Source organism: Micromonospora sp. DT229 (assembly GCF_049844505.1).
Lineage (GTDB): Bacteria > Actinomycetota > Actinomycetes > Mycobacteriales > Micromonosporaceae > Micromonospora.
The window spans coordinates 34264-47185 of the sequence record NZ_JBNCLD010000010.1; the positions used below are offsets into that span (position 1 = coordinate 34264).

The following is a 12922-nucleotide window of genomic DNA, read 5'->3' on the forward strand; positions in this document are numbered from 1 at the left end:
CTGGGTTGTCGTGATCCCCGCCCCGCGCGACATCGCCGCCGCTCACCCCCAAGCGGCCGACGACCGTGGTCAAGACTGCCCGGCGCCGGCCGATCCCGCCACCCTCGCCGCAATGGCCGCACGGGACGGCGACCCGACCGCCCAGGCCGACTTCGTCCGCGCCACCCAGGCCGAGGTGTGGCGGTTCGCGGCGGCCCTGGTCGATCCGGACAGTGCCGACGACCTGACCCAGGAGACCTATCTTCGGGCGTTCCGGGCCCTGCCGGCCTTCGAGGGGCGTTCCACCGCCCGTACCTGGCTGCTCGGCATCGCCCGGCGGACCTGCGCCGACCATCTGCGCACGGTGGTCCGGCGCCGCCGGCTGGCCCAGCGGCTCACCGCGGACGCGTACACCGATGTGCCGCACCCCGACCCGGCCGGGCAGTTCGGCGCGGCCGACCTGGTCCGCCGGCTGCCGACCGAGCGGCGCGGCGCCTTCGTGCTCACCCAACTGCTGGGCCTGTCGTACGCGGAGGCAGCCGCCGTGGAGGGGGTGCCGGTGGGCACCATCCGCTCCCGGGTGGCCCGGGCGCGCAGCGAACTGGTCGACGCCGTCGGACAGGCGCAAGCCGGGTGAACAGGAAACTGCTGCCCTGGCTGGGGCTGGCCGTCCGGCTCGGACTGGCCGCCGTCTGGCTGTACGCGGGCGCCACGAAGGTCGGTGACCTGGCCGGCTCCGGCCGGGCGGTACACGCCTACCAGGTGCTGCCGTACGAGGTCTCCATGGTCGTCGGGGCGGTGCTGCCCTTCGTCGAGCTGGCCCTCGGCGTACTGCTGGTGCTCGGGTTGGCCACCCGGCTCTCCGCCGGGGTCTCCGCGGCGCTGCTGGTGGTCTTCATCGCCGGCATCATCTCGGCCTGGTCGCGGGGTCTGGCGATCGACTGCGGCTGCTTCGGCACCGGCGGTGAGCTGCCGGCCGGGGAGAGCCCGAGCTATTTCCCGGAGATCCTCCGGGATCTGGGTTTCCTGGCACTGGCCGGGTTCCTACTGATCTGGCCCCGCACGGCCGTCTCGGTGGACGGCGCGCTGGCGGGCGAACCGGTGGAGGACGAAGATGAGTAGTCGCAAGGGGCGCAAGGACGCGGCCCGCGTGGTCCGGGAGCAGTTGGCCCGGGAACGGCGGCGCAAGCGGACCCTCTGGACCTCGATCGGCGCGGTGTCCGTGCTGGTGATCGCGGGTCTGATCGGCTGGGGTGTCTGGTCCAGCCAGGATTCCGGGGACTTCATCGCCCCGCCGGGCGCGACCCAGGACGGCGCCGGCATCGCGGTCGGCAGCGGGCCGGTGACCATCGACGTGTACGAGGACTACCTCTGCCCGGCCTGCAAGCAGTTCGAGCAGACCAGTGGCCCCACCCTGGAGCAACTGGTCAGTGACGGCAAGGCCCGGGTGGTGTACCACCCGGTGGCCTTCCTGAACCGTTTCTCCAGCACGGAGTACTCGACCCGGTCCTCGGCCGCCGCCGGCTGCGCCGCCGAGGGGGGCAAGTTCACCGAGTTCAGCAAGGCCCTGTTCGACAGGCAGCCGCCGGAGAACGGCGCCCAGTTGAGCAACGACGAGCTGATCGACATCGGGGCCGAGGTCGGCCTGAACCGCGACAGCTTCGGCAGTTGCGTGCGCGACGGCAAGTACAAGCCGTGGACCTCGCACGTCAGCCAGGAGGCGACCAAGGCCAACGTCACCGGCACCCCGACCGTCCTGGTCGACGGTGAGCAGGTGCGGGAGTGGACCCCGGAGAACATCACCGCCGCGGTGGAGGCGGCCGGGCGGTGAGCCGTGCCCTGCTGACCCGGGCCGGGCTGCTGCTCACCGGCGTGGTCACCGCCCTGCTGGCCACCGCCGCCCCGGCGGTGGCGCACGGCGCCGACGCCCCGAACGGGACCGACTACCGGGTGGAGGTCGCCACCGTGACCCCGGACCGCCCGCAGCTTCGGGTACGGGTGATCGAGGCGGGTGCCCGGTTGGAGTTGACCAACACCGGCGACCAGCCGGTGGAGGTGATCGGCTACTCGGGTGAGCCGTACCTGCGGATCGGGCCGGACGGGGTCTACGAGAACACCCGCTCCCCGGCGACGTACCTGAACCGCACCATCCTCGGGGAGACCCTTCTGCCGCCGGAGGCGGATCCGGCCGCCGCCCCGCAGTGGCGTCGGGTCGAGTCCGGTTCGACCGCCCGCTGGCACGACCAGCGGGCCCTGTGGCGGGAGGCCGGTCCGCCCGCCCAGGTCCGCGCCGCGCCCGACCGGGAGCATCGGGTACGCGACTGGGTGGTGCCGCTGCGTGACCCGAACGGGTCGGCGGAGATCCGGGGCACCCTGCACTGGGTGCCGCCGCCGGACGCGTACCCCTGGTGGGTGGCGGCCGTCCTCGGCACCCTGGCGGTGGGCGCCCTGGGGCTGCTCCCGGCGGCCACGGTCCTGGGTCGTCGGGCCCTGGCCGGGGTCGGTGGAGTGCTGGCCCTCGGTGGGCTGGCGGCCGTGCTGCTCGCGGTCGGTCGAGTGCTGGACGCCGGGGCGACCGGGGTAGGCGCGGTGCTGATCGGGTTGCTGACCGGGCCGGTGTGGACCCTGCTGGCCGGGCTCGGCGCGATCGCCGCCGCCTGGTGGACGGTGCGCCGTAGGGCCGGGGTCGACTTTCCGGTGGCCCTGGCCGGGGCCTGCCTGGCCTTGTTCGCCGGGGTGACCAACGCGGCCCTGCTGGCCCGGTCCGTCGTGCCGGTGCCGTGGCCACCGACGCTCGCCCGGGTGCTGGTGGTGCTGGCCGTGGGGGCCGGGGCGGGGGCCCTGGCCGCCGCCGTGCTGCGACTGCACGCCGCCGGACGCACCACGGCTACCTCCGGCCGGGCTACCTCCGGCCGGGCTACCGCCGGTGGGGCTACCGCCGGTGGGGCTACCGCCGGTGGGGCCGCTGCCGCATCGGCGGATGCGGTCACTTCCGAGCGGGACTGAACGGGAACGGCAGTTCCAGGCGGTGCCGGGCGAGCAGGTCGGTGTCGGCGAGCAGGTCGGCGGTGGACCCGTCGGCCACGATCCGCCCACCGTCCAGGATCACCGACCGGTCGCAGAGTTCGAAGGCGTACGGCAGGTCGTGGGTGACCATCAGCAGGGTCACCGGCAGGGCCCGCAGGATGGTGGCCAGTTCCCGGCGGGCGGCCGGGTCGAGGTTCGACGACGGCTCGTCGAGCACCAGGATCTCCGGGTGCATGGCCAGCACGGTGGCGACCGCCACCCGGCGCCGCTGACCGAAGGACAGGTGGTGCGGGGCCCGGTCGCGATGCTCGGACATGCCCACCGCGGCCAGCGCCTCGTCCACCCGGGCGGCCAGTTCCGCGCCGCGCAGCCCCAGGTTGGCCGGTCCGAAGGCGACATCCTCGGCGACCGTGGGCAGGAAGAGTTGATCGTCCGGGTCCTGGAAGACGATGCCGACCCGCCGCCGGATCTCGGCCAGCCGGGTCCGGTCGGTGGTCACCGGCAGCCCACCCACGCTGATGCTGCCCTCGGCGGCGGTGAGGATGCCGTTGAGGTGCAGCACCAGGGTGGTCTTGCCGGCACCGTTGGGGCCGAGCAGGGCCACCCGTTCGCCCCGGGCCACCGTCAGGTCCACCCCGTGCAGGGCGAGGTGGCCGTCGGGGTAGGCGTACCGGACGCCCCGGACCTCCAGGCTGGGTGCGGTGGGGTGCACGAGGTGCATCATGCCAGCAGGACGGCGGTGGCGGCGACCGTGCCGGCCAGCAGCGGCAGGGTCGCCGCGATCAACCACTGCCCGGTGGTGGCGGCCGAACCGGCGCCCTGCCACACCGTCGGCAGTCGGCCGGTGTAGCCCCGCGACAGCATCGCCAGGTAGACCCGTTCCCCGCGCTCGAAGGCGCGCAGGAACAGCGTCCCGACCCCGGCGGCGAAGCCCCGCAACTGCCACAGGAAGCGAGGGTCGTCGCCTCGGGAGATCCGAGCCACCCGCATCCGGCGGGCCTCGCCGACCAGCACGTCGAGGTAGCGCAGCATGAAGGTGGCGATCTGGGTGATGACCTGGGGGCAGCGCAGCCGGTCCAGCCCGACGATCAGGTCACGGGTGGTGGTCGTCGCGGCCAGCAGCAGCGACGCCCAGACCCCCAGGGTGCCCTTGGCCAGGATGTTCCAGGCGCCGTGCAGCCCCTCGACGGACAGGCCCAGCCCGAGCACCTCGACCCGCTCGCCCGCGCCGATGACCGGCAAGGCGAAGGCGAACAGCACGAAGGGCACCTCGATCACCGTGCGGGTGAGCAGCCAGCCGGGGCTCACCCGGGCCAGCGCCGCCACCCCCGCCACCAACAGGGCGTACGCGCCGAAGGCCCAGAAGGCCGTCCGGGGGGTGGCGACCACGGCGACCGTGAACGCCACCATCGCCGCGATCTTCACCTCCGGCGGCAGCCGGTGCACCGGTGAGTCGGACTCCCGGTAGAGCACATGGGCGTGCCCGGCACCCACCCGGCTACCCCTGGCTCGGCGCGGTTGTGTCCGACCGGTCGGCCTCCTGGTTGGGTGCGGGTGTGTCCGACTGGTCGGCTTGTGGGGTCGGTCCCGCGTCACGCCGCCGGGTCAGCCAGAACACCCCGCCGGCGACCGCGAAGGTCAGCAGGACACCCAGCACCCCGGACAGTCCGGTGGAGAGGAAGTCGTTGTCGATGCCGGCGATGCCGTAGTCGGCCAGGGGTCCACCGATCTCGTGGTCCCTCTCCTGCTGGGCCGGGCAACTGCCCCCGGTGATCTCGCCGTCGGCGTCGACGGTGCAGCCCTCGCGCAGCGAGGAGTCCAGCCCGTCGGGGTGGGGCGAGGCGAAGTTGCTGACCACACCGGCCAGCAGCAGGGCCACCAGCAGACCACCGGCCAGGAAACCCCAGAAACGCTTCACCGGACACCCCCGAGGGTGGCGACGGTCGCCGGGGTGACCGGCTTTCCGGCGCGTAGCGCGTACACCAGATCGGGTCTGACCTTCGCCACGGTGACCACCGTGGTGGCGGTGATCAGGCCCTCGCCGATGCCGATGAACAGGTGGGACACCGCCATCGTCCCGGCCAGCCCGGCCAGGTTGCCGCCGAGGTCGGCGGTGCCGCCCAGCCAGTACTGCAACACGAAGCCCATCGCCGCGACCACCACGCTGACCAGCGCGGCGAGGAAGGCGGTGACGGCCAACCCGGCAGGGGTACGCGGCAGCACCCGCAGCAGCAACGCGATCAGCAGGTACGCCACCCCGACCGCGATCACACCCATGTTGGTGATGCTGAGCCCGAGCATGGCCACCCCGCCGTCGCCGAAGACGAGGGCCTGCACCACCAGCACCACCGCGATGCACAGCGCGCCGACCCAGGGGCCGACCAGCATGGCGGCCAGGGCCCCACCGAGCAGGTGACCGCTGACCCCGGCGGTGAAGATCGGGAAGTTGAGCATCTGCACGGCGAAGATGAAGGCGGCGACCAGGCCGGCCATCGGGGCGAGTCGGTCGTCCAGGTCCTGCCGGGCGCGTCGGACGGCGAGCGCCAGAGCCGCCAGAGCGATCACCGCGAAGATCGCGGCGACGGGACCGTCGATGATTCCGTTGGAGATGTGCATGGCCAGGTTTTCCACGTGACCTCCCACGTGACGGCGGGCCCGCGCTCGCCGGCAGGGTGAGCGTATTTCCCGGCCCCTGCTGTTGCCAATATCTGGCAACAGCAAATTTCCTGTCGCCTACCGACACATCGGACACCCTCCGGAGCCCGCCGTCGTGGTGGCCGGCGCGACGGTATGGTCGGCCCATGACCGCACCCGCTCGCCTCTCCCCCGGTGACCCGGCGCCCGAGTTCACCCTCCCCACCGACACCGGTGGGCAGGTCACCCTGGCCGACCTACGTGGCCGCAAGGTCATCCTGTACGCCTACCCGGCGGCGATGACCCCCGGCTGCACCAAGCAGGCCTGCGACTTCCGCGACTCGCTCGCCTCCCTCCAGGCCGCCGGCTACGAGGTGATCGGCATCTCCCCGGACAAGCCGGAGAAGCTGGCCAAGTTCCGCGAGCGCGACGCGATCACCTTTCCGCTGGTCGCCGACACCGACAAGGCGGTGCTGACCGCCTACGGGGCGTACGGCGAGAAGCAGTCGTACGGGCGCACGGTCACCGGGGTGATCCGTTCGACCTTCGTGATCGACGAGAACGGCAAGATCGAGCGGGCGCTCTACAACGTCAAGGCCACCGGCCACGTCGCCAAGCTGCGCCGGGACCTGGGCCTGGACTGAGCAGGTGTGATCGACTCCGTTTCGGCGAAGTGGCGGTCTCCGGGTCGGGCCGATGCCGCCACTTCTCCGAAACGGTGTCGATCACCTAGTCGGAGGCCTCGACAGCGGGCCGGGGCGACACCCTAGACTCTTCAGGGCCGGCGGGAGTGGCGTAATGGCAGCCGCGGTAGGTTTAGGTCCTATTGTCCGAAAGGACGTGGGGGTTCGAATCCCCCCTCCCGCACCAACACCCTGTCCCCTGTCGGGCCCGTCACGATCACGGGCATCGGGCAGGCGGCCCGGCGCAGGATGTGCGGGTGACCCTGCGCTTCCTCCTCGATCCCGAACTGACCCCTGAGCTGCGCGCCGACATCGTCACCCTCTGGGTGGAGGTCACCAACGCCGGCGGCGCGGTCGGCTTCGTGGCACCGGTAACAGCCGAGAAGGTGCGGACGATCGCCGACCCGACCCTGGCCGGCATCGCCGACGGCCCCGACCGACTGCTGCTCGGCTACGACGACGACCGACTGGTCGCCATGGCGATCTTCACCGATCCCCGGTTCCACCTGAAGCCGCACTTGCGGACCCTCACCCGGGTGATGGTCCACCCGGACACCCAGGGGCGCGGCGTCGGTGAGGCGCTGATGCGTACGGCCACACAGATCGGGCGGGACCTGGGACTGACGGCGCTGCACGTGACCGTGCGCGACGGGCAGGGGCTGGACCGGTTCTACCGGCGACTCGGATACCGCGAGGTGGGCCGCTGGCCCGGCGCCGTCCGGGTGGCCCCCGGCGACGACCGGGACGAGATCCTGATGTGGCTCGGCCTCACCGAGGACCGGCCCGAGCAGGCCACGTCAGGCTCGGCCTCCTGATCTGGTCACCCGGCCTGGCCGGGACCTGACCGCGCACGGGCAGGCCGCCGTAGCCAGGGACGGGTCGACCGCGGATTCAGACGGGGGTCACCGCGGATACGGGCGCGGTCAGGTGCAACCTCGCCGGTCCGCGTCGGGCCGCGTCGATGCGAGCCCCACCGCCTCCCCGTCCACCGGAGCCTCGATCACCGCCGGTGAGGCTGAGGTGTCCACCGGTGCCAGGGTCGACGGGGACGGACTCGGGCGCGCCGACGCGCGGGCGGTCGCCTTCGGGCTGGACGAGGGTACCCCGGGGGTGGTGGTCGCACTGGGAGAGGCGGGAGCGGTGGAGGAACCGCCGGAGCTGCCGCCGTACATCCGGACGGTGCTGCGCTGGACCTGGCCGGGGGCCATCCGGATGCCGGTGGCGGTGACCCGGTGGCCCCGGGTGTCGGTGACCCGGATCTGGTAGGGGCCGGGACCCGCCCCGGAGTCGATCAGCCAGTAGTTGTAGCTTTCCCGGGTGGCCGCCCGCCAGGCACCCGAACCGCCCGAGCGGATCTCGACGGCGCGCAGCGGGTTGCCGTGCCCGGCGACCAGGACGGCGAACCACCACTGGGAGGCGCCCTCCTTGATCCGGAAGGTGAGCGGACCGGCCAGCGGCGGGTCTACCAGCAGGCGGTAGCGGACTCCGACGACGCCCTGGACCGGGTCGGCGATCCGGGCGAAGGCCTCCCGGGACAGGTCGAGATGTCCGGGGACGCACTCCGGACACCGGTCCGCGACCATGACCCGCACCTTCCCCTTGGGCCCGGTCACCTCCAGGTACCCGCCGCAGGCCGCACCGCCTGCGTACTCGTCCGGGCCGAGGGCGACGAAGAGCCGGTCCGCGGGGGCGGTGGGGTAGGAGCAGTTGCCGCCCGTACCGGTCGAGTCGTAGAAGGTGGCCTTGCCCTGGTGGAGGGTGCCGGCGGCGGGTGGGGCCAGCAGCCCGGCGCTCTGTGGTCGCGGCGGGGCCGCGCAGGCGGGGGCGGCACCGGAGCGCAGCGCCAGGGTCAGCCCGAGGACCGTGGCGACGACGACCACGGCCCCGCCAGCCAGCCAGCGACCCCTGCGGGGACGCCGGGCTGTTGTCCGTGTGGCGGGGCCGTCGGTTCCGTCGGTCACGCGCACCGATGCTGCCGGACGAGGGTCGAGCCGGACAAGCGACCTAAGCCAAAGCTAAGACGGGGTCGCCGAGGCGTACCCGACCGGACTCCAGCGGTACGAGGTTCAGCCCGAACAGCAGCTGCCGGTCGACATTGCGGTGCCGGGCCAGGGTGCGCAGCGGCTCCCGGCCGCGTACCCCGGTCTGTTGGTCCGTGGTGGTGACCAGGCAGCGGGCCGAGGGCCCGGCGGCCCGGAATGCCACCCCGCCGATGCGCATCCTGCGCCCTTCCCAGTCGTCCTCGGCCCAGGCGGGCGCCCCCTCGACCACCAGGTTGGGCCGGAACCGGCTCATCGGGACCGGGTCCGCACCGGCCTCGGTGAGCCAGTCACCGAGGGCGGCCAGTGAGGCGGTGCTGGTCAGCAGGACGGGGTACGCGTCGGCGAAGCTGACCTGATCGCCCGGGTCGTGCTTCTTGCGGCCCGCCTCGATGTGCCGGGCCGGCTCGGCCAGCCAGACCAGGCGCACCGGCCGGTCGAGCAGGTGGCTGAGCCAGGTGTCCGCGGCCGGCCCGGCGGGCAGGGCCGGCACCCGCAGTGCCCGGCGGCGGAAGGTACGCACCTGGACCGCGCCGCCCTCGGCCGGGTCCGGTACCCACAGGTCGGGTCGGTCGGCGGCGCGTAGCCACAGGCCACCGACGTCGGGGTGGGCGTGTACCCGGACCAGGGCGGTGGTGTCCCGCTGGGTGATGCCGACCCCCTCGGGGTCGACGAGCATCCACCGCCGGTCGCCGTCCAGCCCCCACGGTCGTACCTCGGCCTCGGAGTGGTTCAGGCCGCGACAACCCTTGACCGGATAGGTGTTGATCTCACTGATCCGCACCCGGTCACCATGCCACGCCGATGCCGTCCCCGGGGTACCAGTGGTTCGCCGGGGTCTCCCGGTAGGCGAGGAACTTGCGGCCGGTGCGCTCGGCGTGCCGGGCCAGCACGTTGGTGTGGGTGACGTTGTCGGTGAGCAGCATCGCCCCGGGTGCCAGCTTCGGCTCGACGGCCTCGAACTCACGTTTCTCGTACGCTCGGCTGTGGTCGCTGTCGTGCAGGAACAGGTCGACCGGCCGGTCCAGGGCGGCTATCGACTCGACCGAGTCACCGATGACCAGGTCGATCACCTCGGACCAGGGGGCCGTCCGGGCCAGGTAACCGGCCTCGGGGTTGATGTCGATTGAGCTGACCCGGCCGGGGTGGCCCTCGGCGGCGTTGCGCAACAGGGCGGCGGCCAGTACGCAGCTGCCCAGCCCCTTGTCGACACCGGTCTCCACGATGTGGCCGGGTCGGCGGGCCCGCACGATGGCGTACCACCCGATGCGCCGGGCGTAGCGGACCTGCTTGTCGGCCAGGCCCCGGCGGGCGGCGCTGCCGGTGGCCGAGGCGATGTGCCGGCGCAGCGCGTCGTCCGACTCGATCTCGTCCAGATAGCCGCGGACCTGCGCCACCGGCAGGTCACACACCACGCTGACGAACCAGGCCAGGTGGCTGCGGCTGAGCTTGGTCAGCTCGTAGGTGTAGTTGTGGTGTTCGCGGGAGGCAAGCAGCCATCGGGCCGAGATGCGCAGCACCTTGACGTCATGGCGGGCCACCGCTGCCAGCCGCTTGGGGAAGGCGGCGACGGGGGCTAGGCGGGTGCGGGCGATGGCCCGACGCAGCTTGACGGCGTCCACCCGTGGGTTGTATCAGACGGACCGAAACATTGGGGAAACACGATGCAGGTTGATCTGGTCGGTTCCCGGCCCGCCGGGAACCTGCTCGTGGGTGGGGTTCAGTAGCATCGCGCCCATGTCGAGTGGAGAGCAGGCCGGGGCGACCGTTCCGGAGCAGACACTGCCGGCGGGGGACACCGACGGGTCGGAGACAACGGCGGCCCCGGCGGGAAGACCACGCCGACGGTGGCTGCGGATCACGCTGATCAGCGTGTTGGTGTTGGCGTTGATCGGGGCGGGCGGCGCGGTAGCCGCCGGTTTCTATCTCAGGTCGGTCGAGTCCGACATCGAGCGCTTCGACGCTTTCGAGGGCATACCCGAGGAGACCCGACCGGAGGTCGTCGCCAAGGGCGCGCTGAACATGCTGATCCTCGGCAGTGACTCGCGGGATCCGGAGAGCACCGGCGGTTCGCGGGCGGACACCATCATCCTGGCGCATGTGTCGAAGGACCGCTCCGGCGCGCAGCTCGTCTCGATACCCCGGGACACCTGGGTGGCGATCCCCCGCACCAAGGAGGGCCGCGGGGGCCGCGAGGCGAAGATCAACGCGGCGTACGCCTGGGGTGGCCTGCCCCTGATGGTGCAGACCGTGGAGCAGTACACCAAGATCCGGATCGACCATGTGCTGATGGTGGACTTCGCCGGGTTCACCGAGATCATCGACGCTCTCGGCGGCATCGAGATCAACTCGGAGAAGCGGTTCACCTCGATCCATCCCCCCTTCCGTACCTTCGAGCGGGGCAGGCAGAAGATGGACGGGGCCACCGCATTGGACTTCTCGCGGCAACGCAAGCAGTTCGCCGACGGCGACTTCACCCGGATCAAACATCAGCAGCAGGTCATCAAGGCGATTCTGGACAAAGCCGCCTCCGGCGGAATTCTGACAAATCCCACCAAGCTCAATTCCTTCGTCCGAGCCACCTCGAATGCCGTATCAGTCGACAAAAAGATGTCTCTGGTGGACACGGCGATGGAACTGCGCAGCCTGCGCGGCAACGACCTGACCTTCATGACCAATCCGACCAAGGGCACCGGCCGGGTGGGCAGCGAGAGTGTCGTCTTCGACGACCCGGAGAAGGCCTCGAAGTTCTACGACGCCCTTCGCCGGGACGCGGTCAAGGAAGTGCTCAGCGCAGGAAAGTAGGGCATGAATTGTCCCGATGGCTCTGGCGGCTGTCGCCAGGGCCACCGTATCCTGCGTTCGCTCCGGTGGCTTTAGCAGCGTCGCTGGATGTCACTCCACGGGGGAGGATCCACACATGTCGAGGCAACCTGTCATGGGTTACCCGGCCACCAACATGCCCGACGAGGGTGAGGCATCGGTTCCGGCACAGCGTTCCCGGGCAGCGGAGTCCGAGGAGGAGGCCGAACCTCCGAACCCGCGGACCCCAGCCGGGGCGGAGTCGACCCCGACCGGCGCCGAGGACACCCGCCCGGGTCTGGACGCCACCGCGGTCCTGCCCTACCCCGGTTCCCGCACCTCCAGCCGTACCCGAGGGCTGCGCGCCTGGATGTTGACCGCGCCGGTCGATGTGGCCGCGCTGCTCTCCCCCCTGCTGCTGGATCATCGGTACTGGCGCGGCACCCTGGTCATGACGGTCCTGACGGTAGCCGTCTTCGCCGCCGGCGGGCTCTATCAGGCTCGCCGGCACGTGAGCATCCTCGATGAGCTGCCCAGCCTCTGCGGCCGACTACTGGCCTCCTCCGCGATCGTGGTCATCATCGCCGCCCTGCGCCACGACTCCGCGGAATACCTGATCGAGTTCATCCGCGGCCTGGCCATCGCCGCGATCCTGGTGCTCGCCGGTCGCCTGCTGACCCGGGAGATCGCCACCCTGGCCCGGCGGCAACGGTGGGTGGAACACAACGCCATCATCATCGGCAGCGGTCCGACCGCAGTGGAACTGGCCCGGCTCCTGCGCCGCTATCCCCGGTACGGGCTGCGGTTCGTCGGGCACGTGGACACTCCCCCGCCGACGGCCTCGGCCACCACCCCCCTGATCGGCACCCTGGACCAGCTCGAATACCTGGTCCGGCTGAGCGAGTGCGACGTGCTGATCATCGCCGACCCGGAGTGCCCCGAAGTGGTGCTGATGGAGATCCTCCGCCAGCCGAAGGTCGCCACCTGCGACCTGTGGGCCGCCCCCAGGCTCTGGGGCTCCAGGTCGCACGGCGACCACATCGGCGCCATTCCGATCGTCAAGGTCGGCGACACCACCCTGTCCGGGCCGCACTGGGCCCTCAAGCGCGCCTCCGACGTGGTCTTCGCCGCGGTGGCCCTGCTGCTGCTCAGCCCGCTCCTGCTGCTCTGCGCGGGGCTCACCTTCCTCGACGGAGGCCGGGGCATCTTCTTCCGGCAGGAACGCATCGGCCGACACGGCAAGCCCTTCGACATCATCAAGTTCCGCACCATGCGCCCGGTCAACGAGCACGAGTCCCAGACCAACTGGTCCATCGCGCACGACCGGCGGGTGTCGCCCATCGGTCGGTTCCTGCGCCGGACCTCCCTGGACGAGCTGCCCCAACTCTGGAACATCCTGCGGGGCGACATGAGTGTGGTCGGCCCCCGCCCCGAGCGGCCGTACTTCGTCGAGAAGTTCTCCGCCGAGTACCCGAGCTACGCCAGGCGGCACCGGGTGCCGGTCGGGCTCACCGGGCTGGCCCAGGTCAGCGGCCTACGCGGAGACACCCCGATCTCCGATCGGGCCCGATTCGACAACTACTACATCGAGAACTGGTCACTGTGGTTGGACGCCAAGGTGCTCCTGCGGACCGTGGCCGAGGTGTTCCGTGGTGGTGGTCGCTGAGCGACCTGCGTCAGGTCCGTCACCGGGGCGGACCGTGGTCCGGTCCCGCCCTCACCGCCGTTCCCCCGCACCGCCGGCTCGCCCGGGGGACC

15 protein-coding genes and 1 tRNA gene are annotated in these 12922 nt (G+C 71.7%); 9 read left to right on the forward strand and 7 right to left on the reverse strand.

Features of this window, described 5'->3' with window-relative positions:
* The first annotated feature begins 10 nt into the window (after positions 1 to 10).
* The 4 genes from ACLQ2T_RS17505 to ACLQ2T_RS17520 are packed head-to-tail and all read left to right on the forward strand — an operon-like array spanning position 11 to position 2985.
* Positions 11 to 616: a sigma-70 family RNA polymerase sigma factor gene (locus tag ACLQ2T_RS17505; protein WP_425767415.1), complete on the forward strand. Its 606-nt coding sequence runs from the start codon at positions 11 to 13 to the stop codon at positions 614 to 616.
* Entirely contained in the window at positions 613 to 1101 is a 489-nt protein-coding gene (locus ACLQ2T_RS17510; protein WP_425767417.1) for a MauE/DoxX family redox-associated membrane protein, read from the forward strand. Before ACLQ2T_RS17505 ends, ACLQ2T_RS17510 begins: the two co-directional genes overlap by 4 nt.
* Positions 1094 to 1810 (forward strand): DsbA family protein, encoded by a 717-nt coding sequence (locus ACLQ2T_RS17515; protein ID WP_425767419.1) that lies wholly within the window; start codon positions 1094 to 1096, stop codon positions 1808 to 1810. Before ACLQ2T_RS17510 ends, ACLQ2T_RS17515 begins: the two co-directional genes overlap by 8 nt.
* A complete protein-coding gene (locus tag ACLQ2T_RS17520) occupies positions 1807 to 2985 on the forward strand; it encodes a hypothetical protein (protein ID WP_425767421.1) in 1179 nt (392 codons plus the stop codon). The genes ACLQ2T_RS17515 and ACLQ2T_RS17520 overlap by 4 nt, the downstream gene beginning before the upstream one ends.
* Here the strand turns inward: ACLQ2T_RS17520 and ACLQ2T_RS17525 are convergent.
* The 4 genes from ACLQ2T_RS17525 to ACLQ2T_RS17540 are packed head-to-tail and all read right to left on the reverse strand — an operon-like array spanning position 2966 to position 5637.
* On the reverse strand, positions 2966 to 3730 hold the full coding sequence (locus ACLQ2T_RS17525) for an energy-coupling factor ABC transporter ATP-binding protein (RefSeq protein WP_425767423.1): 765 nt from the start codon (positions 3728 to 3730) through the stop codon (positions 2966 to 2968). The two genes, ACLQ2T_RS17520 and ACLQ2T_RS17525, sit on opposite strands and share 20 nt — an antisense overlap.
* On the reverse strand, positions 3727 to 4500 hold the full coding sequence (gene cbiQ / locus ACLQ2T_RS17530; protein ID WP_425767425.1) for a cobalt ECF transporter T component CbiQ: 774 nt from the start codon (positions 4498 to 4500) through the stop codon (positions 3727 to 3729). The genes ACLQ2T_RS17525 and cbiQ overlap by 4 nt, the downstream gene beginning before the upstream one ends.
* Before the next feature lie 4 nt (positions 4501 to 4504).
* Positions 4505 to 4924 (reverse strand): PDGLE domain-containing protein, encoded by a 420-nt coding sequence (locus ACLQ2T_RS17535; protein ID WP_425767426.1) that lies wholly within the window; start codon positions 4922 to 4924, stop codon positions 4505 to 4507.
* Complete coding sequence (locus ACLQ2T_RS17540) at positions 4921 to 5637, reverse strand: energy-coupling factor ABC transporter permease (RefSeq protein ID WP_425767427.1); 717 nt, start codon at positions 5635 to 5637, stop codon at positions 4921 to 4923. The genes ACLQ2T_RS17535 and ACLQ2T_RS17540 overlap by 4 nt, the downstream gene beginning before the upstream one ends.
* A 170-nt stretch (positions 5638 to 5807) precedes the next feature.
* Here ACLQ2T_RS17540 and bcp point away from each other — a divergent pair, with 170 nt between their 5' ends.
* The 3 genes from bcp to ACLQ2T_RS17555 all read left to right on the forward strand — a co-directional run bounded on the left by bcp (position 5808) and on the right by ACLQ2T_RS17555 (position 7138).
* The gene (gene bcp, locus ACLQ2T_RS17545; protein ID WP_425767428.1) at positions 5808 to 6284 is read left to right on the forward strand and encodes a thioredoxin-dependent thiol peroxidase; all 477 of its coding nucleotides are present in this window, start codon (positions 5808 to 5810) and stop codon (positions 6282 to 6284) included.
* A 140-nt stretch (positions 6285 to 6424) separates the two neighbouring features.
* Positions 6425 to 6510: transfer RNA gene (locus tag ACLQ2T_RS17550), tRNA-Leu, on the forward strand.
* 70 nt (positions 6511 to 6580) lie between these two features.
* Positions 6581 to 7138 carry a GNAT family N-acetyltransferase gene (locus ACLQ2T_RS17555; RefSeq protein ID WP_425767429.1) on the forward strand — a complete coding sequence of 186 codons (558 nt, stop codon included), beginning with the start codon at positions 6581 to 6583 and terminating at the stop codon, positions 7136 to 7138.
* 108 nt (positions 7139 to 7246) lie between these two features.
* Here the strand turns inward: ACLQ2T_RS17555 and ACLQ2T_RS17560 are convergent, their stop codons facing one another.
* The 3 genes from ACLQ2T_RS17560 to ACLQ2T_RS17570 are packed head-to-tail and all read right to left on the reverse strand — an operon-like array spanning position 7247 to position 9984.
* Positions 7247 to 8284, reverse strand: coding sequence for an expansin EXLX1 family cellulose-binding protein (locus ACLQ2T_RS17560; protein WP_425767430.1), 1038 nt, complete (start codon positions 8282 to 8284; stop codon positions 7247 to 7249).
* 43 nt (positions 8285 to 8327) lie between these two features.
* A complete protein-coding gene (locus ACLQ2T_RS17565) occupies positions 8328 to 9146 on the reverse strand; it encodes an MOSC domain-containing protein (protein WP_425767431.1) in 819 nt (272 codons plus the stop codon).
* A gap of 4 nt (positions 9147 to 9150) precedes the next feature.
* Positions 9151 to 9984 (reverse strand): O-methyltransferase, encoded by an 834-nt coding sequence (locus ACLQ2T_RS17570; protein WP_425767432.1) that lies wholly within the window; start codon positions 9982 to 9984, stop codon positions 9151 to 9153.
* A gap of 115 nt (positions 9985 to 10099) precedes the next feature.
* Between ACLQ2T_RS17570 and ACLQ2T_RS17575 the strand changes: the two genes are divergently transcribed.
* Positions 10100 to 11167 (forward strand): LCP family protein, encoded by a 1068-nt coding sequence (locus tag ACLQ2T_RS17575; RefSeq protein WP_425767433.1) that lies wholly within the window; start codon positions 10100 to 10102, stop codon positions 11165 to 11167.
* 115 nt (positions 11168 to 11282) lie between these two features.
* Positions 11283 to 12830, forward strand: coding sequence for a sugar transferase (locus ACLQ2T_RS17580; RefSeq protein WP_425767434.1), 1548 nt, complete (start codon positions 11283 to 11285; stop codon positions 12828 to 12830).
* The last annotated feature ends 92 nt before the right edge of the window (positions 12831 to 12922 follow it).

Coding starts and splice junctions, on each gene's coding strand:
- ACLQ2T_RS17515 (WP_425767419.1), top strand. CDS start 1,094: ATGAGTAGTCGCAAGGGGCGCAAGGACGCGGCCCGCGTGGTCCGGGAG.
- ACLQ2T_RS17525 (WP_425767423.1), bottom strand. CDS start 3,730: ATGATGCACCTCGTGCACCCCACCGCACCCAGCCTGGAGGTCCGGGGC.
- bcp (WP_425767428.1), top strand. CDS start 5,808: ATGACCGCACCCGCTCGCCTCTCCCCCGGTGACCCGGCGCCCGAGTTC.
- ACLQ2T_RS17575 (WP_425767433.1), top strand. CDS start 10,100: ATGTCGAGTGGAGAGCAGGCCGGGGCGACCGTTCCGGAGCAGACACTG.
- ACLQ2T_RS17580 (WP_425767434.1), top strand. CDS start 11,283: ATGTCGAGGCAACCTGTCATGGGTTACCCGGCCACCAACATGCCCGAC.